General features: G+C 58.8%; 19 protein-coding genes. 4 read left to right on the plus strand and 15 right to left on the minus strand.

Annotation, left to right across the window (positions count from 1 at the left end):
• Positions 1–15: 15 nt before the first annotated feature.
• Positions 16–285, plus strand: a complete 270-nt coding sequence (locus ACJSDX_RS07970) for a PAAR domain-containing protein (RefSeq protein WP_309564827.1) — start codon at positions 16–18, stop codon at positions 283–285.
• 5 nt (positions 286–290) lie between these two features.
• Here the strand turns inward: ACJSDX_RS07970 and ACJSDX_RS07975 are convergent, their stop codons facing one another.
• Positions 291–548, minus strand: a complete 258-nt coding sequence (locus tag ACJSDX_RS07975; RefSeq protein ID WP_407994250.1) for a Rossmann-fold NAD(P)-binding domain-containing protein — start codon at positions 546–548, stop codon at positions 291–293.
• Positions 549–667: 119 nt separating this feature from the next.
• On the opposite strand from ACJSDX_RS07975, the gene ACJSDX_RS07980 reads away from it, so the two are divergent.
• The gene (locus ACJSDX_RS07980; RefSeq protein WP_407994251.1) at positions 668–3,043 is read left to right on the plus strand and encodes a phosphoketolase family protein; all 2,376 of its coding nucleotides are present in this window, start codon (positions 668–670) and stop codon (positions 3,041–3,043) included.
• Positions 3,044–3,061: 18 nt separating this feature from the next.
• Here the strand turns inward: ACJSDX_RS07980 and ACJSDX_RS07985 are convergent, their stop codons facing one another.
• Positions 3,062–3,694: a hypothetical protein gene (locus tag ACJSDX_RS07985; RefSeq protein ID WP_407994252.1), complete on the minus strand. Its 633-nt coding sequence runs from the start codon at positions 3,692–3,694 to the stop codon at positions 3,062–3,064.
• A gap of 241 nt (positions 3,695–3,935) precedes the next feature.
• Between ACJSDX_RS07985 and ACJSDX_RS07990 the strand changes: the two genes are divergently transcribed.
• The gene (locus ACJSDX_RS07990; RefSeq protein ID WP_309564822.1) at positions 3,936–4,280 is read left to right on the plus strand and encodes a helix-turn-helix domain-containing protein; all 345 of its coding nucleotides are present in this window, start codon (positions 3,936–3,938) and stop codon (positions 4,278–4,280) included.
• Between the two features lie 137 nt (positions 4,281–4,417).
• On the opposite strand, the gene ACJSDX_RS07995 is transcribed toward ACJSDX_RS07990, so the two are convergent.
• The 8 genes from ACJSDX_RS07995 to ACJSDX_RS08030 all read right to left on the minus strand — a co-directional run bounded on the left by ACJSDX_RS07995 (position 4,418) and on the right by ACJSDX_RS08030 (position 13,574).
• Positions 4,418–5,284 carry an SMP-30/gluconolactonase/LRE family protein gene (locus ACJSDX_RS07995; protein WP_407994253.1) on the minus strand — a complete coding sequence of 289 codons (867 nt, stop codon included), beginning with the start codon at positions 5,282–5,284 and terminating at the stop codon, positions 4,418–4,420.
• 104 nt (positions 5,285–5,388) lie between these two features.
• On the minus strand, positions 5,389–6,600 hold the full coding sequence (locus ACJSDX_RS08000) for an MFS transporter (protein WP_407994254.1): 1,212 nt from the start codon (positions 6,598–6,600) through the stop codon (positions 5,389–5,391).
• Positions 6,601–6,715: 115 nt separating this feature from the next.
• The gene (locus ACJSDX_RS08005) at positions 6,716–7,285 is read right to left on the minus strand and encodes a hypothetical protein (protein ID WP_407994255.1); all 570 of its coding nucleotides are present in this window, start codon (positions 7,283–7,285) and stop codon (positions 6,716–6,718) included.
• A gap of 20 nt (positions 7,286–7,305) precedes the next feature.
• On the minus strand, positions 7,306–8,517 hold the full coding sequence (locus tag ACJSDX_RS08010; RefSeq protein WP_407994256.1) for a PQQ-dependent sugar dehydrogenase: 1,212 nt from the start codon (positions 8,515–8,517) through the stop codon (positions 7,306–7,308).
• A gap of 187 nt (positions 8,518–8,704) precedes the next feature.
• The gene (locus ACJSDX_RS08015) at positions 8,705–9,184 is read right to left on the minus strand and encodes an ankyrin repeat domain-containing protein (RefSeq protein WP_309564817.1); all 480 of its coding nucleotides are present in this window, start codon (positions 9,182–9,184) and stop codon (positions 8,705–8,707) included.
• 123 nt (positions 9,185–9,307) lie between these two features.
• Positions 9,308–13,201, minus strand: coding sequence for a phosphoribosylformylglycinamidine synthase (purL, locus tag ACJSDX_RS08020; protein WP_407994257.1), 3,894 nt, complete (start codon positions 13,199–13,201; stop codon positions 9,308–9,310).
• Positions 13,202–13,279: 78 nt separating this feature from the next.
• Positions 13,280–13,441, minus strand: a complete 162-nt coding sequence (locus ACJSDX_RS08025) for a hypothetical protein (protein WP_407994258.1) — start codon at positions 13,439–13,441, stop codon at positions 13,280–13,282.
• A 4-nt stretch (positions 13,442–13,445) separates the two neighbouring features.
• Positions 13,446–13,574, minus strand: a complete 129-nt coding sequence (locus ACJSDX_RS08030) for a hypothetical protein (RefSeq protein WP_407994259.1) — start codon at positions 13,572–13,574, stop codon at positions 13,446–13,448.
• A 358-nt stretch (positions 13,575–13,932) separates the two neighbouring features.
• Between ACJSDX_RS08030 and ACJSDX_RS08035 the strand changes: the two genes are divergently transcribed.
• The gene (locus ACJSDX_RS08035; protein WP_407994260.1) at positions 13,933–15,108 is read left to right on the plus strand and encodes a GGDEF domain-containing protein; all 1,176 of its coding nucleotides are present in this window, start codon (positions 13,933–13,935) and stop codon (positions 15,106–15,108) included.
• Between the two features lie 46 nt (positions 15,109–15,154).
• Here the strand turns inward: ACJSDX_RS08035 and ACJSDX_RS08040 are convergent, their stop codons facing one another.
• The 5 genes from ACJSDX_RS08040 to ACJSDX_RS08060 form a co-directional block, all read right to left on the minus strand.
• Positions 15,155–15,562 carry a hypothetical protein gene (locus tag ACJSDX_RS08040; RefSeq protein ID WP_407994261.1) on the minus strand — a complete coding sequence of 136 codons (408 nt, stop codon included), beginning with the start codon at positions 15,560–15,562 and terminating at the stop codon, positions 15,155–15,157.
• Between the two features lie 238 nt (positions 15,563–15,800).
• Complete coding sequence (locus ACJSDX_RS08045; protein ID WP_407994262.1) at positions 15,801–16,172, minus strand: glyoxalase superfamily protein; 372 nt, start codon at positions 16,170–16,172, stop codon at positions 15,801–15,803.
• A 140-nt stretch (positions 16,173–16,312) separates the two neighbouring features.
• Positions 16,313–16,870: an RBBP9/YdeN family alpha/beta hydrolase gene (locus ACJSDX_RS08050; RefSeq protein ID WP_407994263.1), complete on the minus strand. Its 558-nt coding sequence runs from the start codon at positions 16,868–16,870 to the stop codon at positions 16,313–16,315.
• 85 nt (positions 16,871–16,955) lie between these two features.
• Positions 16,956–17,636, minus strand: a complete 681-nt coding sequence (locus ACJSDX_RS08055) for a DUF4197 domain-containing protein (protein WP_407994264.1) — start codon at positions 17,634–17,636, stop codon at positions 16,956–16,958.
• A gap of 77 nt (positions 17,637–17,713) precedes the next feature.
• Positions 17,714–20,194, minus strand: a complete 2,481-nt coding sequence (locus ACJSDX_RS08060; RefSeq protein ID WP_407994265.1) for a glycogen/starch/alpha-glucan phosphorylase — start codon at positions 20,192–20,194, stop codon at positions 17,714–17,716.
• Positions 20,195–20,338: the final 144 nt, after the last annotated feature.

Here is a 20,338-nt window from a genome sequence, read left to right on the forward strand (position 1 = left end):
CTGCAGGGAAACCCGATGAAACCAGCTGCACGCGCGGGAGACAACCTTCTGACCCTTGACCGAATGATGATGCCCCGCATCAGCCGCATCATGAATGGCTGCCCCACGGTATTGATCGGCGGCATGCCTGCAGCCTGCGTGGGGCATGGCGCCGGCGCCGATGTCATCGTGGAGGGATCGCCGACCGTCCTGATCAATGGCTTGCCCGCGGCCCGCATAGGCGACCCTACCGGAAGAGGCGGCTACGTCATGCCGCCTGGCGCTATCTACGTATTGATCGGCTAGGGCAATCAGCCCTCTTCCTGCAACAGGATGGCCAGCCTCGCCTGCAGCACCATGTTTTCCAGGATCAGGCGCGTCACGGTCGCCGCCATCACCATTTCCCGGTCCTCGGCAGGATTGTCCTCACGGAACCTTTCCATGATCTCCGCTACATTGATGCAGGCGAGTTGACGCAAATCATCGGCATCAAACGGCAATCCGGAGAAATCGACCGGGTCCTCGCTTTCGATTTCCTGCAGCAATTGCATCAAGGTCTGTACGTTCATGCTGCAAAGTATAGAACCAGCCTGCCTCAGCCGCCAGCAATGAAACTTCACGGTTTCAAGGTTGCCATACCCGTCCCTGCTGTTATCATGAAACAACGTCCCTCCCAAGGAGAATGTAAATGCAGCCCCAAGCCGCGGACCACGCCCTGGATGAACAAGAATTGGCGCAATTGCATGCCTACTGGCGCGCCGCCAACTATCTCTCGGTCGGCCAGATCTACCTTTACGCCAACCCGCTGCTCAAGACGCCATTGCTGCCGGAGCACATCAAGCCGCGCTTGCTGGGCCATTGGGGAACGACGCCGGGGCTCAATTTCGTCTACGTACACGCCAACCGCGTCATCCGCGAGCACGACCTCAACATGATCTACATTACCGGGCCTGGACACGGCGGCCCGGCCGTCGTCGCCAACACCTACCTGGAAGGCAGCTATACCGAGCTTTACCCGGAAATCACCGAGGACGAGGCCGGCATGCTGAAGCTGTTCAAGCAGTTCTCCTTCCCGGGCGGCATTCCCAGCCATGCCTCGGCGCAGACGCCGGGGTCTATCAACGAGGGCGGAGAGCTGGGTTATTGCCTGCTGCATGCGTTCGGCGCGGTATTCGACAACCCCGACCTGATCGCCTGCTGCGTGGTCGGCGACGGCGAGGCGGAAACCGGCCCGCTGGCCACCTCATGGCACGGCAACAAATTCCTCAACCCCAAGACCGACGGCGTGGTATTGCCCATCCTGCACCTCAACGGCTACAAGATCGCCAACCCCACCATCCTGTCGCGCATCGGCGATGAAGAACTGCAGAAACTGTTTGAAGGCTACGGCTACAAACCTTACTTCGTCGAGGGCAGCGACCCGGACTTCATGCACCAGCGCATGGCAAGCGTCATGGACCAGGCCATCGGGGAAATTCAGCAGATCAAGCGCGAAGCCGGCCTGAAACGCGAAGTCAGCCGTCCGCGCTGGCCCATGATCATCCTGCGCTCACCCAAGGGCTGGACCGGGCCTGCGGAGGTGGACGGCAAGCCGAATACCGGCACCTTCCATGCGCACCAGGTGCCTTTCGGCGAGTTGGACAAGCCCGAGCATATCCAGCTGTTGCAAGACTGGATGCAATCCTACGCGCCGCACGAATTGTTCGACGGGCAAGGCAGGCTCAAGGAAGAACTGCGCGCGCTGGCCCCCAAGGGCGAACGCCGCATGGGCGCCAACCCGCACGCCAACGGCGGCCTGCTGCTCAAGCCGCTGGAGCTGCCGGATTTCCGCAAGTTCGCTTACGCCGTGACCCAGCCGGGCGAACGCCAGGCGAGCACCACGGGCGAACTCGGCAAGTACCTGGCCGAGGTATGGCGGCTGAATCAGCACAACTTCCGCGTATTCAGCCCGGATGAAAACAACTCCAACCGCCTGCAGGCATTGTTCGAGGTCACCAATCGGCAATGGATGGCGGAGCGTCTAGAAGGCGACGAGAACCTCGCGCCGCATGGCGGCGTGATGGAGATACTCTCCGAACATAGCTGCGAAGGCTGGCTGGAAGGCTACCTGCTCACCGGCCGCCATGGCTTCTTCTCCTGCTATGAGGCATTCATCCATATCATCGACTCGATGTTCAACCAGCATGCCAAGTGGCTCAAGGAATGCGGGCACATCCCCTGGCGCAAGCCGATCGCCTCGCTCAACATCCTGCTGAGCTCCCATGTCTGGCGTCAGGACCACAACGGCTTCTCGCACCAGGACCCGGGCTTCATCGACCATGCCGCCAACAAGAAGCCCGACATCATCCGCATCTACCTGCCCGCCGACGCCAACACCCTGATCGCAGTCACCGACCATTGCCTGCAAAGCCGCAACCTCATCAACGTCATCGTCGCTGGCAAGCAGCCGCAAGGGCAATGGCTGGACATGCCCGCCGCGATCGAACATGCGCGCCGCGGCGCCAGCATCTGGGATTGGGCCGGCAACTGCGCGGCAGACGAGGAGCCCGACCTGGTGATCGCCAGCGCGGGCGACGTGCCAGTGATGGAGTCGCTCGCTGCCGTCATGCTGTTGCGCGAGCACGTGCCCGAACTCAAGATACGCTACGTCAACGTGGTCGACCTCATGGCCCTGGTGCCTCACGAAGTGCATCCGCACGGCCTCACCGATGAGGCCTTCGACGAACTGTTCACGCAGGACAAGCCGGTGATCTTCGCCTTCCACGGCTACCCCGGGCTGATCCACCGCCTCGCCTACAAGCGGCACAACCATGCTAACTTCCACGTGCACGGCTTCCTGGAGGAAGGCACGACCACCACCCCGTTCGACATGACCGTGCTCAACCGCCTGGACCGCTACAGCCTGGTCAAGAACACCTTGCGCTGGCTGCCCCATATCGAGAACGCCGCGGTGCTGGATGCGCTCATGGATGAGAAGCTCGCGCAGCACAAGCAATACATCTGGCAGCACGGCGAGGACATGCCGGAAATCCGGGATTGGAAATGGCAGCCTGCCAATATTTAATGGTTTGGATACAGCGGCTCAGGGCAACTGCGGCAAGGTCTCGTCAAGGGCTGCTCTGGCGGTATTGGATGATTCCAGGCTGATCGACTCAAGCAGCGTGCGGTCGGCTGATAACTTGTTGATCACGGTGCTTTCGGAAAGCTCGACCAGGTAGCCGGCTCCGTCCAGGCTGTCCTGGATAACGGCCTCGGTCATCTCCCTCGCCTTCTTCAGCAGGATATCCCACTCATGCTCGGCATCAACCACGACTTGGCTTTCCAGGAGCTGGACATGCGGTTCCAGCCATGGCGTGCCTCGCAACATCACTTGATAATGCAGGCAGAACTCACAAGAGCGCTTTACACGCATCCAGCCGGCTTGCTGCACCAGCTGGATGCAAGGGGAAATCCGCAGCATCAGCTCCGGTTTGCTGCGCATGGCGTTCCGTTCGCTGAGCGCCCCTGCATGAAAGGCCTCTTCATGTATTTTGCGCAATGCCGTACGGTAAGCAACGTCCTTGCTTTCCAGCTCCGTCTGGTATTCGTCGCGCAAATCCGTGATATGCACCAGCTGGAGATGGATCTGGCGCTCAAATTCCTGTCTTTGCCTGAATATCTCGTCCTTCAGTTGCTCAACCTGTCTCAACGTTTTGACATACTTATGTATTAGCATGCACTACCGCCATATTGACCGCTACGTTCAGTCCAGTGCCGATACATATGATTTCTCCCCTGCCTTGGTCAGCAGCACGCCACCACCTTATTTTTCATTTCAAATCAGGTCATTAAATAAATCGCACAAAATATAGATATTTAATGTCTATTTTCTAATAGACATATTAGTTCCTTATAAACAGCAAGGTCAATAGCGATCCTATATGTCTATTAAAATGTAGACATATAGGATCAAGTCTATGAAGGATTCACTCAGAAAGAAATTGGGCCTGTCCATCGCAACCCGCAGGAAGAACCTGGGATTGACGCAAGAATTCGTCGCCCAGCGGCTGGGGGTTGAGATCGAAACTGTGTCGAGAATCGAGCGTGGCGTCACCGCACCGTCGCTCAAGACCCTCAACAAGATTGCACATGAATTATCCAGCCCGATACAGGAATTTTTTGAAGCATCGAGCCCCGTATCCGTCGACCCCGACATAGAGGGACTGGTCGCGATCTTGCAGAACCTGGAGGAAAAAGACCGGAAATACGTGATTGAAGCGACGAAGTCGTTGAGCAAGCACCTGCTCAAAAGAGTCAATTAGTAGGTAAAAACAGTGCATCGTGCCTGCGCTGTTTACCATCACTGATGGCCTGCCACGCACGACAATACGAGACAGGCTAAGAGCAAGAACGGCTGATAAGACCGGCAAACTTAATCCAGAATGTCAGCCGCTTCTCATCAATGCAAATGCAGCCAGGTCACCGTGCCCGCTTTCATGTCGGGCACCAGCAACGCCTTGCCGTCTGGCGTAATGCCGATGTCGGCTGCGCTCTGGAACCCCTCGTGCTCAAGCGTGACTTCATCGTCGATACTGAGGCTGAATACCTTGCCGTTTATGTAATCGCTGATGTAAAGCTTGCGGTTCGCCCCGAGCGCCAGCCCGTCACCGCCGCCGAACCCCTTGGCAAGCTCGATCAGGTGGCGGTTGAGCAAATCGAGCTTGTACAACACGCCGCTGGCAAAATCAACATAGATCAATACTTCGCCGGTATCGTCCATCCACAGTCCGTTGGGCGCCTTGATCCTGGCATCATGCTGGTGGTGAATGACGGTATCGACCTTGCTTGTGGCGAGGGTAATCCTGTAGATCGCGCCGCTGGCGCCGCCCTGGTTGGCAATGTCGCCGCTGTCGCTCACGTACAGGTACTTGCCTTCGTAATCAGGCTCCAGGTCATTGAGGAAGCTTGGAGGCACAGGAAAAGCGCTTTTATCGGCCAGCACCACCCATTCGCCATCCTTGTCCACCTTGAGGATGCGATCCTTGTCCGCGACATAGAGCTCGCTCCCGACCAAGGCCAGCCCCTTGGGGTCGTTCATGCCCTTGGCAAACACGCTGCGCTTGCCGTCCGGCTCGATCACGCTGATCTGCCCGTCGCCGTCCTTGTCGAACTCGCCGATCTCGGAGACAAACACCCTGCCCGCCTTGTCCGCAAGCACGGATTCCGGGTTCTTGAAACCCTTGACCACCTTCAACTCGTGTCCTGAGGCCACGCCGGAAAACATCAACGCACTGCCGAGCAAGGCAGCCACCACGGTTTTAACCATCTACTCCTCCTGCGTTCATCTACATTATTGTCCTGGCATCATTCCATGCCTGGGATTATGCGGTCGAACGCAGGCGAACTCAACCTGGCACGCAGTTATGCGCCCTATTGGCTATGATGGGGCTTCAACAATGGCGTCACCAGCAGCATGAGCACTGCCACCAACACCAGCAGCCAGCTCGCCAGATGGAAATCCTGCGTCAGGTCGCGCAGGAACCCCACCGACAACGGCCCGGCGGCCGCAATCAAATATCCTACAGTCAAGACGAAAGCGTTCCAGGCGTTGGCTTCATCCACGCTATGCGTGTTATCCAATGGCAAGGTCATGCCCAGGGTGAACGCACCGCCAAGGCCGAAAGCGCAAATGGCAATGCTGAGGAACGGCGACCAGGCAGGCGCGAGCGCGATCAGCAACAAGCCGAGGACGGCCAGGGCCGCACAAGCCGCAAGCAGGCCCCGCCGGTCTATCGATTTGCTGATGGCGCCCAGTATGGGGTTGGATATCATGAATACCGTGGTGAACGTCGCGAGGATGAAGCCAGCCACCGAAGGTGCGATGCCGTATTCGATATACATGGGCGCCGTCCATGACAGCACGGCATAGAACAGGAAATTGTCGGCAGCGAAGAACAATGCCACCAGCCACGCCGTGCGGTTGCCCCAAGGCAAGCGGGCCGGATGGCCTGCCTGCTGCACATAACCCCGCTCCAGCCTTGCGACCCAGAACCAGCAAAGCAAGCCAAGGGCGGCAAACAGACTCCACATGCCGGCGCCCATGCGCCACCCTGCTTCGGAGTGCATGGCGACGGGGCCAGAGACGGCGGCGGACAAGGTGCTGCCGAAAGAGAGCGCAGTGGCGTAGATGCCCATAACCATCGCCGCCTTGTGCGGGAAATTGCCCTTGATGTACCCGGCGATCAACGCACCCGCGATGGCGATCCCGGCGCCGACACCGGCCGTGCTCAGCAGCAGCATGTCCACGCTGCGGGAAAACGCCCGCGCCGCAATCGCCACGCAGAGCAACAGCAATGCCAGCAGCAAGACGGGATCACGCCCGTAGCGGCGGGCCAGCCAAGGGGTGGGCAAGGCAAGCAGGCCCATCAATAAATCCGGGATGGTGGTGAGCAGCGACGCTGTGCTGTGGGAAAGCTGGAACTCGTCAATGATGGCGGGAAGCAAGGGCCCCATCGAGACAATGCCGGGACGCAATGCGATTGCGACCAGGATGATCGCCGCGATGGCAAAACCGACAGGAACTTTTGAAACAGGCCGGGAGGAATGCTGCGGCAAGGTCGCAGCCTCAAGGGATGTCGCCATGGACGGATGCTCTCATACACGATCAGGATGAGCAGCAATATAGTATGGCGGCAGCGCCGTGCACCATACGTTATCTTGCGTAGCGCGGATCAAGCGCTACGCAAGGTCGCACCGCTTATGGCTTTTTCAGTCCGGGCAATACCGCGATCATGGCACAGGGCGTATATGACTCCTTGTCGGAAAGGCCGTCGTCGATCAGCTTCTTGATGGCCGGATCGGCCTGTATCTTGTCCGCCACCTGCTGGATTGCGAGGTCGTAAGTGGCCTGCACCGTGTTGGCAGGCAGGATGTCGAGATCGCCGCTCAAGCGCGATTCCCCGGTATAACTGGCAATCGCCTTGCCGCTGCCGGTGTAGACGGTGGCATTGATCGTGCCGTAGAAATTGCGCATGTGCGGGTTGTAGAACATCTTGGGCTTGACCCACAGCAGCACATTGGCGGTAACGCCCGCATCGCACATCACGGTTTCACCCAGCTTGGCGCTGAGCGTCCTGGTCAGCACCGGCTCGATCAAGGGGCCTTGGGCAAACCAGTAATCCTTCATGAAGTGCCAGAGCTTGATCTCGTTGGTGTATTCGTACGGGCTGATGTACACCGCCACCTTGCTGGTCGGCTGCGGCTCTTCGGCATGGGCCAGGCTTGACGCCAACAGCAAGGCTGCCAATCCCATCACGCATTTTTTCATTGCATTGCTCCTCACACGGGTTATTTCTTGTTGTAAGTAATACGATACACCAAACCAGCCCGGTCATCCGAGACGTACAACGCGCCATCAGGCCCGGTAATCACATCAACGGGGCGCCCCCAGGCGCTGTTCTTGGTTTGCCAGCCGGTGACGAAATCCTCCACGGCCACCGGCTTATTGTCCTGGAAGCGGATGCGCACCAGCTTGTAGCCGTATGGCTGCACGCGGTTCCAGGAGCCGTGCAGGGCCACGATCGCATCCTGCTTGTATTCGCCGGGGAAATTAGCCTTATCGAGAAAGGTGATGCCTATCGGCGTGGAATGAGCGCGCAAGGTGATGGCAGGCGGCTGGGTATTCTCGCAGAAACCGGGCTTGCCGGGGAAATTGGGGTCCGTCACCCTGTTGCCCCAGCAATGCGGCCAGCCGTAATGCTTGCCCGGCTCGATCTTGTTGAGATGCTCCGGCGGCAGTTCGTCGTTCATGGCGCCGCCCTTGGTTTCGGAACGCATATCCGCGCCGTTGTTGGTGGCATAGAGATCGCCCGTACCAGGCTGCCAGGCCAATCCTTGCGAATTGCGCAGCCCGCTCGCCCAGACCGCGCTCCTGGCGCCGCTCACGCTGCCGTCCGGCGCCCCGGCGGGCTTGCCGTCGAGGGTATAGCGCAAAATGGTGGCCCTGAGCGGGTCGTTCTCCACGCAGACGTTGCAACTGGAGCCTACGTTCAGGTAAAGGTGGTTGTCCGGTCCCAGCTTGACCGTCTTGAGCGTATGCCCGCCGCTGGGAAGATTGCTGATCAAGGGCACCAGCTTGGCGGCCGGGCGCTTTTTATCCTGCGCCTGCTCGACACGCACCACCCCGTCCTGGTTCGCCACCAGCATGGTGTTGCCGGCAAAAACCAGGCTATTGGGCGCGTTCAGCCCTTCCACCACGGGCACCACGTCATCGGCCACGCCGTCATGGTTGCGGTCCGGCAGCATATACACCGTATTGTCCACGCTGCTGGCAAGGTACAGATTGCCGTCCGGCCCGAACGCCATGAAGCGCGGACCGCGGAAATAATCGCCCTTGGCCGGGTTGAGCTTGGCAAAGGTGCTGATCTTGAAACCCGGCGGCAATGTCAGGCTGCCCGCAACGTCGTCCGGCACCTTGCTCACCGCGGCTACGGTGGTGCATGCCATGAGGGCTGCACTGGCGGCCAGCGCAGGCAATACACTCATCGAAAGTTTCTTCATCGCGCTCCCCCTATCTATGTATGCTCAATCAAGTTGATCGTCAGAGATTACGAGCCCGGGATCAGGCTTAGGTTCCCCTGTGAACGGGTTCTTCAAGAAATGAAAATGCCGGAACAAGTCCGGCACCCATTATGCGGCAGGCAAGGCCATGCCTGACATGGCGTTTGCAACCAGCATCATTGTCAACTCAATGGCACTTTTCTTCCTGGCAGCCGTCGTTCTTGGCGCCGGCAGCGGTCAGGAACTCCACCATGTCAGTACGGCCCTCGTCCTTCAGGGCGCGGATGATGGAGACATTGCCGCGCAGCTTGGCATTGACGTCCGCACCATGGTCGATCAGGTATTTGACGACCTCCTTGTTGCCTTGATAGGCAGCCAGGTGCAATGCTGTCATCTTGGTGATCGGGTGCTTGTAGTTCACATCGGCACCGTTCTCGACGAAGAACTTCACTGCATTCAACTGGCCCTTGTTGGCTGCGATTTCAAGAGCGGTCCAGGCAAAGAACAATTCATCGACCTTATACGGGTTGTTGAAGTACTTCTTCACAACCTTCATGTCCCCCTTGCCAATGGCGTCGGTATATTCCACCTGAGGATCCTCGGCATGCGCCATCACGGCCCAGCCAAGCACCAACGTTGCCAGGATAACTTTCAACATCTTCTTCATGCGACTTCTCCATAGTAATCATCATTTAATTAAGTGTGCTTATTATTGTTGAGGCTGCGAGGCGCGAAGACATCGCTTCTGCACCCCATAGCCTAACGCACATCTCGTACCCGTTGTTGACCGCTAGCCGATGAACCTCCTGGCATTGCGGAACATACGAATCCACGGCCCATCCTCACCCCAGCCATCGGGATGCCATGAGTGCTGCACGGTGCGGAAAACCCGCTCAGGATGAGGCATCATAATACTGAAACGGCCATCGGCGGTAGTCAGGCCGGTAATCCCCTTGGGCGAGCCGTTCGGGTTGAACGGATACACCTCGGTCGGGACGCCGTTGTTATCGACATAGCGCAGCGTCACCAATTGCTCCGCCTGCACACGCTGTTGCGCCGCTGCATCGGCGAACTCGGCATAGCCCTCGCCATGCGCCACGGCAATCGGCATGCGGCTGCCGGCCATGCCGCTGAAGAACAGCGACGGCGACTCCAGCACCTCCACCATGGCGACACGCGCCTCGAACTGCTCGGAACGGTTGCGCACGAAATGCGGCCACTGTTCGGCGCCGGGAATGATGCTGTGCAGGTTGCTCATCATCTGGCAGCCGTTGCACACGCCTAGCGCAAACGAGTCCGTACGGTTGAAGAACGCTGAAAACTCGTCGCGCGCACGCGGGTTGAACAGGATGGACTTGGCCCAGCCTTCGCCGGCACCGAGCACGTCTCCGTAAGAGAAGCCGCCGCAGGCGACAAAACCGGCAAAGTCCTTGAGGCTGACGCGCCCGCTGATGATGTCGCTCATGTGCACGTCGAAGGCATTGAAGCCTGCACGGTCGAATGCGGCCGCCATCTCCACCTGCCCGTTGACGCCCTGCTCGCGCAGGATCGCCATCTTGGGACGTGCGCCCGTCGCGATATAGGGCGCGGCAATATTCTCGCTGGGGTCGAAGCTGAGCTTGGCATGCAGGCCGATATCCCGCTCATCCAGCAGGCGATCGTATTCCTGCTGCGCGCATTGCGGGTTGTCGCGCAGCTTCTGCATCTGGTAGGTGGTCTCAGACCAAGCACGGTGCAATGCCACGCGGCTCTCGGCAAACACCAGCTTGCCTGCCTGGTGGATCAGGATATCGCCATGGCTGGCTGGCGCGCCGATCACATGCACCCTGCCTGCCAGGGTCTGTTCCAACTCTGCGACGATGACGGCCGCATCGGCAGCATGCACCTGCAATACCGCGCCCAGCTCCTCGTTATAAAGCGCAGCGACAGCGTCATGGCCCAAGCCGGTAATGTCGAGCTCCAGACCGGTACGTCCGGCAAACGCCATTTCGACCACGGCGGCAAACAACCCGCCATCGGAACGGTCATGGTAGGCCAGCAGACGGCCTTCGCGGTTAAGCTTCTGCACCGCATTGAACAAATGCTTGAGGCTATCCGCATCCTCGAGGTCAGGCGCCGCATTGCCTACGCTGCCGTACACTTGCGCCAGGGCGGAGCCGCCCAGGCGGTTCTTGCCCGCGCCGAGGTCAACCAGGACCAGGCGGGTGTCGCCGAGGTCGGTGCGCAGTTGCGGAGTCAGGGTCTTGCGCGCGTCTGGCGTAGGCGCGAATGCCGTCACCACCAGCGAGATAGGCGCGGTCACCGCCTTCTTTTCATTGCGCTCTTCCCACACGGTCTTCATGGACATGGAATCCTTGCCGACCGGGATGCTGATGCCCAGCTGCGGACACAGTTCCATGCCGACGGCCTTGACGGTGTCGAACAGGGCGGCATCCTCGCCTGGATGCCCAGCCGGGGCCATCCAGTTGGCGGAGAGCTTGAGTTCGGCAATATCGTCGATCAGGCTGGCGGCGATATTGGTGATCGCCTCGCCAATCGCCATGCGTCCCGAAGCGGGAGCGTCGATCAGCGCCAGCGGTGCCTTCTCGCCGATGGCGAATGACTCGCCGCTATAGGTTTCATAACCTGCCAGCGTCACCGCCACATCCGCCACCGGCACTTGCCACGGGCCGACCATCTGGTCGCGTGCGATCAGCCCCGTCACGGTACGGTCGCCGATGGTGATGAGGAAAGTCTTGTCCGCCACGCCAGGCAGGCGCAGCACGCGCTGAGCTGCCTCCTTCAAGTCAACACGCGAATGATCGAAAACTGGCAGCTCACGCGCCACATGCTTGACGTCGCGCGTCATCTTGGGCGGCTTGCCCAGCAGCACGGACAAATCCATGTCCACAGGGTTGTTGCCGAAATGGCGGTCGGCCACGGTCAGGCGCTTTTCCTCGGTCGCCTCGCCCACCACGGCGAACGGGCAGCGCTCGCGCTCGCAGATTTCGGCGAACAGCGGCAAATCTTCCTTGCGCACCGCCATCACGTAGCGCTCCTGCGCCTCGTTGCTCCAGATTTCGCGCGGCGACATGCCGGGCTCTTCGTTGTGCACGTCTCGCAGCTGGAACCTCGCGCCCACGCCCGCGTCGTTCACCAGTTCAGGGAAGGCATTGGAAATACCGCCCGCGCCCACGTCGTGAATGCTCAGGATCGGGTTCTTATCGCCCAACTGCCAGCAGCGGTCGATGACTTCCTGCGCGCGGCGCTCCAGCTCGGGGTTGCCGCGCTGCACGGAGTCGAAATCCAGGTTCTCGGTATTCGCGCCGGTATCCATGCTCGATGCCGCGCCGCCGCCCAGCCCGATCAGCATCGCCGGGCCGCCGAGCTGGATCAGCGCCGCGCCCGGGGGAATCGGGTTTTTCTTGGAATGCTTGGCCGAGATATTCCCCACGCCGCCCGCGAGCATGATGGGCTTGTGATAGCCGCGGATTTCACCTGCCGCCTCAATTTCCAGCGTGCGGAAATAACCGGCGATGTTCGGGCGGCCGAATTCGTTATTGTACGCCGCGCCGCCCAGCGGGCCGTCCACCATGATCTGCAAAGCAGAGGCAATACGGCCGGGCTTGCCGTTGTTCTGCTCCCACGGCTGCTTGAAGCCGGGAATATGCAGGTTGGAAACCGAGAAGCCGGTCAGGCCGGCCTTGGGCTTGGAACCGGAACCGGTCGCGCCCTCGTCGCGGATTTCGCCGCCCGCGCCGGTCGCAGCACCCGCGAACGGCGAGATCGCGGTCGGGTGGTTATGCGTTTCTACCTTCATGAGGAAATGCATGTCCTCTTCCACAAATCCGTATTGACCGTCAGCCTGCGGGTAGAAACGCTTGGTCTTGCCGCCCTCGACGATGGAGGCGTTGTCGGCATAGGCCACCACGGTCTTGCCGGGGTTGAGCTTGTGCGTGTTGCGGATCATGCCGAACAGCGACTGCGCCTGGGCGACGCCGTCGATCACCCAATCCGCATTGAAAATCTTGTGCCTACAGTGCTCGGAATTGGCCTGCGCGAACATCATCAACTCGACATCCGTCGGATTGCGACCCATGCGCTGGAAATTCTCCACCAGGTAATCCACTTCATCAGGCGACAGGGCAAGGCCCATATCGGCATTGGCGGCCTCCAACGCGGCCTTGCCGCCCGAGAGGATATCCACCGTGGACAAGGGTGCAGGCTCGGCGGTGTGATACAGCTTTTGCGCGTCTTCCAGGGCTGCGAACACCGCCTCTGTCATGCGGTCATGGATCAAGGGGCGCAATGCGGCCTTTTCCGCATCCGTGAGCGGGCTGCCATCCGCCGTGGCAGCGTAAAACGCAATGCCGCGCTCCAGGCGCTGGATGGCCTCGATGCCGCAATGGCGCGCAATGTCCGTAGCGCGCGAAGCCCAGGGCGAAATCGTCCCTGGACGCGGCACCACTAGGAACAACTCCCCTGCCGGCGCTTCCTCGCTCATGCGCGGCCCATAGGTGAGAATCTGCTTCAGCACCGCCTGCTGCGTATCGCTCAAAGGCTGATCAGACCAGGCGAAATGCCAGAACTCGGCGTACAAGTGCGTGATGCGCGGCGCCGCGCCCTTGAGCGCAGCCAGGATTTTCTCGATACGGAACGGGGATAAAGCGGCACTGCCACGAAGACTGATCATTGGGCTGGACATGAAGAAATTCGAAGTGATGGCAAAAGCGGGATTTTACCAGATTATGCCTCGCCTTACTGCTTTGAGGATTAAGGAAAATCAGCCTTCCGCTGACACTAGCAGCAACATGCTCAACTCCCAAACCAGGAGCAGGAAAAACATCCCAGGCAGGATATCACCAACCAGCTTTGGTGCGCCAAAATACGCTGTAGCCAGCGTTTGGGCACCATAAGGTTTTTTCAGTAGTTGCGGCATGGCCATATGTTTATTTCCTGGGATCGAATTCATACGTCAAGCTGACCCAAGCCCGCCCTTGGTGCTCGCCTTGCCAATCCGCGCTGTTGTAGTTGAAGCCGCTTGCACCAATCGCGCCGCGAATTGGGAGAGAAAACATTGAGTCCAAGACGCCCGGCACTGGCGCATTGCTTATCAAACAAGTTATTGACTTGCAAACCCCATGTCCATTCCGGTGCCAGCTTGTAGGAGGTATACCGCATAGCCAGCTGTTTTTCCTGAGCCAAAATCTGCACGATTTGTTGATCCAAGCACGTAACCCATGCCTGATGCTCCTGATACAGCAGCTGGATGACGCCTTGTTTGCAGAGTGAATCTTGTGGCATTTTCAGCCAACTAAAGAACCATATTGTCAGCTATTGCATTAAGCAGAACAGCACAATCGCGACGAACGCTAAGATTTTCCAGGGATAAGCCGCTATAATCACCTGCTCCCAATAGGCTTATTGCCCGCAGAGATGCTGCAGCTCGATGTCAAAACCATTTATTTCCTAGTCGGCTTATTCGCCACGACCACCGGTGTAGTGCTGTCCATCCTCACCATGACAGGGCGTTTCGACCGCTGGCTGAAATACTGGGGAATCAGCAACCTGTGCACGGGTTCCGGCATCCTGCTGCTGACTTTCCGCGATATCGTCCCCGATTTTTACAGTATCGTAGTGGCCAATATGCTCGCCATTGCCGGCTATTTCCTGTTGATGGCCACGGCGCAACGCCTGTACTACCGTCATATGCCGTGGCGGCCGCATTTGCTGTTCCTGGGCTTAATGACCGGGTTGTTCCTGCTGATGCAGGATGCGGACAACTACTATGCCGAGAGGACCGCGCTCAGTTCGATCGCCTGCGGGTACTATGCCTTGCGTGTCGCCAAGATCACGCAACGCATCGCGCGCGAGGAGGATATCGTCTCGGCCTACCTGGTTTCCGGGATATTCACGCTGGCAGCCCTGATTTTCGGCTTGCGGATATTGGCTGGCCTGACCCACCATCTGGGCGGGGATTCGATATTTTCCCCTGGCGGCGTCAATATGTGGGTGATCCTGCTCGCTGCGGGCATCGGCCCGCTATGGAACATGTCGATGCTGCTCATGATCATGGAGCGCATCAACCGCAACTGGATCGGCCGCGCGTTGCGGGACCCGCTCACAGCCGCGCTCAATCGCGAAGGGCTCAGGGCCGCCGTGGAAAACAATACCATGCGCCGCCATTCCGACGACCATCCGTTCACGGCTTTGCTATTGGTGGACATCGACCACTTCAAGCAGGTCAATGACCAGCTGGGGCACGCATTCGGCGATAAACTGCTACGCAGCTTCGCGGATATCGTGCATCACCAATTGCGCAGTTCCGACCTGTTTGCGCGCCATGGCGGCGACGAGTTCGTCATCATCCTGCCCTCGAGCGGCGAAAAGGAAGCCAGGGATGTCGCCGAACGGCTGCAGAAGGCGTTTGCCCAAGCGACTGACAAATTGAAGCATGACGGCCTGGCCGTGACCTTGAGCATCGGCATCGCAGTCACGGCCAGCGAACAGCTTGGCAGCTCGCTGCACAAGCTCATGGAACAAGCCGACTCGGCGCTCTACCAATCCAAGCACCATGGCCGCAACCGCATCACGGCGGCGCAAGCGGCTTGAAGCCTGGCCTTGTAATTCCAACACAAAGGCTGGCAGCAAGGAGCGGCTAAGCAACGAAGAGCGGCAGGTGCCAAATCCATGCTGCAACCGCGAGCATGGCGATCACCAGCACCACCACGACTCTCGATAGTCTTGCAATGCGGCGGCGACCGTCCTCCAGCTTGGCGACTAACTGCTCATTCTGGTCCGCCAGGGTCTTGAGCAGTTTCGAGGATTCCACCATCTGCGTTTGCAATTGGGCGATCCGCATTTCCAGCGACTGGATGCGGGCCTCTTTGTCGTCATCGCTCCCCAGTTCGCTATAAGGCACGTCATACACCTGGGGCTCGCGCTGATGCTGCTTGCCGGATACGGCCTGCCAGAACTTCCTGGCGCCCTCGGCAATCTCGGGCGCCTTGCGGATCACCTCGATCCAGGGAACCACCTTCAATACAGTCAGCCATGGTGCGGCCACAATCCATTCCTTTCATTCACTAGGGTAATGCCTCCGTTATCGATCAAGCTGCAAATATCCTCAATGTCCCTATCCTGGAAAACAAGTGCATGAACACCACGCCCGCTATGATCAACGTTATGCCGACCATGGCAGGCAGGTTAGCCATTGCCTAAAGTCCTCACTGGCCTTGAGCGCCGATATTGCAATCATCTCGGCCAGGATGGCAATCCCCAGGCAGCTCCCAGTGCTGCATCTATTACAGTGCCGTCACGGTGACAAAGCTCAGCCGGTTGCCATCCGGGTCGACCATGAGCATATTGCGCACCGTCGGGCCCAGGTCATTGCCGGGCGGCTCAGTGATGTGCAAGCCTTGCGCTACGAATTCCGCATGAACCGCATCGACGTCGTCCACATAAAAATGCACCAGCGCGCCGAAGGCGCAATCGCCGGTATGCTCCGTGAGGAATATCTGCATGTCGCCACGGGCAATGGCGGCAAAAAAGGGGAATCCGGGCTCGAACTGGTGCGTCCACAATTCGCGGAACCCCAGTTTCTCATAGTACGGCTTGCTCAATGCATACGATGCGACGCGTACCGCCGGAACGACAGGCTGGGTGATTTTTTTCATTGCTCCCTCCTTCTTGCAGTGTGGCTTAGTACGGCTGAAAAAACTCAGCGCAACATTCCCGGCCAGGCGCTCTGCCGCAGGCAGTACAAACAGTACGACAAAGGCAGGGCAACAACGCCAGGAGTATTTGTTAGTCGCTATTATTCACGCATGCTGACAATGGCGTCATATAGCGCTGGAAACTCGGTGAAGCCGTCTTGCGCCATGAAGTGGCCTCCCCGTTCAAACAACTCCCATGCCGCATCGAGCTTTTCCGCTAGGCGCAACGAATAGGGATAAGGCACGATATGGTCATCCTGGGCAGCCAGCACGATGCGCCTGGGAACCAGCCTGATCAGCTTTGCCACATCCAGCGGCGCGGCGGTGAATGCGTCCAGCGCCGGCAGGAAGCTCAACGGCTCGGCAAATCCCGAGACCAATGCCATGCCGCCTATGGGCCGCTCCTGCTGCTCTAGATAACGCAGCAAGGTGATGCAACCCAGGCTGTGCCCGATAAAAAAGGTATGCTGGTCCGGCTGGATAATATGGGTGCGCAGGCAATCAAGCCATCGCTCGATGTCAGGATGGTCGGATGCAGGCAACGCCGGCACCGTGACCTTGAACCCCTGCTGCTCCAATGCGTTCTTGATCCATGGGAACCAGTGGCTTTCCGGCGAAGCCTGGTAGCCATGGATGATATAGACAGTCCCTGCTTGCATGTTCCTCCCCACACGGCAATATGTGGTTAGAACACTTTCTGGGCTTTAGTTCTCCCTCAAGCCCCGCACGACGGTAAAAACCAGGTTATTTGACAGCGCCGAACACTTTCTTGAGCAAGCTGCTGGCTTGGCCCATCGGGTCCTGGCGGATGGCTTTTTCCTCTTCGGCCATCATGAGATAGACCCCGTCCAATGTCTTCTGGGTCACATATTGTTCAATGTTCGCCTGGTCCTTGTTGACCAGCCCGTATTTGCTGCCCATTTCGGCAAACTTGTTGTATTGCTGCGCCAGGTCGACGTTTTGCGTCGCCTTTTTCACGATGGGCAGGAATTTCTCCGCCATCGGCGCAGAGGTGGTCTTGCGGAAATATTGCGTGGCGGAGTCCTGCCCGCCGGTCAGGATATCCTTGGCGTCCTGCACGCTCATCTGCTTGACCGAATTCACGAGCAAGGTCTTGGCCTCAGGCACCGCGGCTTCCGCCGCCTGGTTCATCTTCAGCACCAATTCGTCCGCCTGCTTGCCCATGCCGAACATGCGCATGGCCTTCTCGGCCTTCTGCATGGATTCAGGCAGGGGAATCTTGACCTGCGGGTTATTGAGGAAGCCCCCTGCCTGCCCTAGCTGGCTGACCGCACGCTCGGCGCCTTGCACCAGCGCCTGTTTGAGGCCCTGGCTGGCATCGGCATTGCTGATGCTGCCCAGGTCCAGCGCAGCGGCATGGCTGGAAAAAACAACGAATGATAATGCAGTCACAAGATGGCGCATGGCTCCTCCTAGATGATGAATTGAGGTTCTCACCGCATTTTAACCTCATCGGCGAAGCATGCGTACAGTATTACCGTTTAATGTTGCACCGGTTTGACGCGCCAGATTTTCTCAACGTATTCGCCGATGGTACGGTCGCTGGAGAACTTGCCGATGCGCGCCACATTAAGGATTGCGCGGCGGTTCCACTCATCCTTGTCCTTGTAGAGCTTGCCCACGGCATCCTGGGTCTCGATATAACTCGCGTAATCAGCCAGCAGCAGGTATTGATCCCCGTTGTTCAACAAGGCGTCGCCGATCGCATGGTAGCGATCGGGCTCGTCCACGGAGAAGAAACCGTTGGTGATCATGTCCAGCGCCTGCTTCAGCTCGGAGTTGCCGTGGTAATAGTCCCATGGGTTGTAATGGTTGGCTTTCACCTCGGCCACCTGTTCCGTCGTCAGGCCGAAAATGAAGATATTGTCTTCCCCCACTTCCTCGCGGATTTCCACATTGGCACCATCCAGCGTGCCGATGGTGAGAGCGCCGTTCAGCGCCATCTTCATGTTGCCGGTGCCCGATGCCTCGGTGCCGGCGGTGGATATCTGCTCGGAAAGGTCGCTGCCCGGGAACAAAAGCTCCGCCGCCGACACCTCGTAATTCGGGTAGAACACCACTTTGAGCTTGTCTCCTACGGCAGGATCCTCGTTGACGATGGAGGCTACGTCGTTGATCAGGCGGATGATCAGCTTGGCCAGCCAGTAGCCCGGCGCCGCCTTGCCGCCAAAAATCACGGCGCGCGGCGTCACATCCTTGGCTTGCCCGCTGCGGATGCGGTTATACAGGGTCACGATGTGCAACACATTCAGCAGCTGGCGCTTGTATTCGTGGATGCGCTTGATTTGCACGTCGAACAAGGCGGCAGGGTTCAGCTTGACTCCTGTCACCTGTTCAATCCGCTTGGCAAGCCGCTGCTTGTTGGCATGCTTGACCGCGAGGAAAGCCTTGCGGAAATCGGCATCGTCAGCCAATGGCTCCAATGCGCGCAGCTTGTCGAGATCATGGTGGAAGTCCTTGCCGATGACGCTTTCCAGCAGGCTGGTCAAGCCGGGATTGCACTGGTTGAGCCAGCGCCGGGGCGTGATGCCGTTGGTGACGTTGATGAAGCGGCCCGGGAAGATGCGGTTGAAATCGGCAAACAAGGTAGATCGCAGCAATTCGCTGTGCAATGCCGCCACTCCGTTCACGGTGTGGCTGCCGACCACGGCCAGGTGCGCCATGCGCACGCGGCGACCGTGCTCTTCGTCAATAATGGAAACGCGCGTCAGCAGATCGGTCTCGCCCGGGAACTTGTGGTTCACGATCTGCAGGAACTCATGGTTGATGCGGTAGATGATGCCCAGGTGCCGCGGCAGCAGCCTGCCGAACATCTCCACCGGCCAGGTCTCTAGCGCCTCCGGCATCAAGGTATGGTTGGTGTAGGCAAATACCTTTTCGCTGATTTTCCAGGCCTTGTTCCAGTCGAGGTGGTGCACGTCCACCAATTGGTACATCAGCTCGGCCACCGCAATCGCAGGATGGGTGTCATTGAGCTGGATCGCCACCTTGTCCGGCAACACGCTCCAGTCGTCATGCTTAGCCAGGAAGCGGCGCAGGATGTCCTGGATCGAAGCGGAGACGAAGAAATACTGCTGCTTCAGGCGCAGCTCCTTGCCCAGCACGGAAGTATCGTTGGGGTACAGCACCTTCGAAATATTCTCGTAGGCATTGCGCTCCTCGACAGCTTTCTCGTAATTGCCTTCATTGAAGTGCGCAAGGTCGAACTCACGCGCCGCCTTGGCAGACCACAAGCGCAAGGTATTCACGGTTTCCGTGTCGTAGCCGGGCACCGGCATGTCGTAGGCAATGGCCAGCACGCTTTCTGCATCCACCCAATGGTATTCCGTACCCTTGGCAGCCGGGAACTCCACCACCTTGCCATAGAACCTCACCGGGTACTGGCTTTCCGGCCGCTGGAACTCCCAGAGGTTGCCGTAACGCAGCCAGTTGTCGGGGTTTTCCACCTGCTGGCCCTGGCTGATCGACTGGCGGAACATGCCGTATTCGTAACGGATGCCATAACCCGTGCCCGGGATGTCCATGCTGGCCATCGAATCGAGGAAACACGCCGCCAAACGCCCCAGGCCGCCATTGCCCAGCGCGGCGTCGTTTTCCAGCTCGACCACGTCCTCCAGCTTGTGCCCCAATGTTTTCAAACCCTCCTGCACCTCGCCCTCGATGCCCAGATTCAGTGCGGCATTCTGCATCATGCGCCCAAGCAGGAACTCCAGCGAGAAGTAGTACACCCGTTTCGGATCTTGCTCGCTATATGCTTCAGCGGTCTTGACCCAGCGCTCAACCACATGGTCGCGTATGGTGTATCCGGTCGCCACATACCAGTCGCGCGGCGTCGAAGCCTCGCTGGTCTTGAATGCGGAAAAGATCAGGTGGTTCTGCAGTGCCTGGGCAATCGGGGTTTTCTCGGTGGTAATCACAGGCGTGGAGGCTTTGGGCTTTTTGGGTTCTTTTTCAGCGGTCATTGGCGTCTTTCCGTGTGAGTTTACAAAATGCCACCCGTTGGCTTGAGTTCAGAAGCTCATATTGAATGGCCAACATGAAATTCTTGCGAACTTGATGCACTAATTTTCAACCAGCAAAAATCAGGCCACTCTAGGAGCAGGATT

The sequence above is a fragment of the Methylobacillus draconifructus genome, from assembly GCF_045984355.1.
Taxonomy (GTDB): Bacteria; Pseudomonadota; Gammaproteobacteria; order Burkholderiales; family Methylophilaceae; genus Methylobacillus; species Methylobacillus flagellatus_A.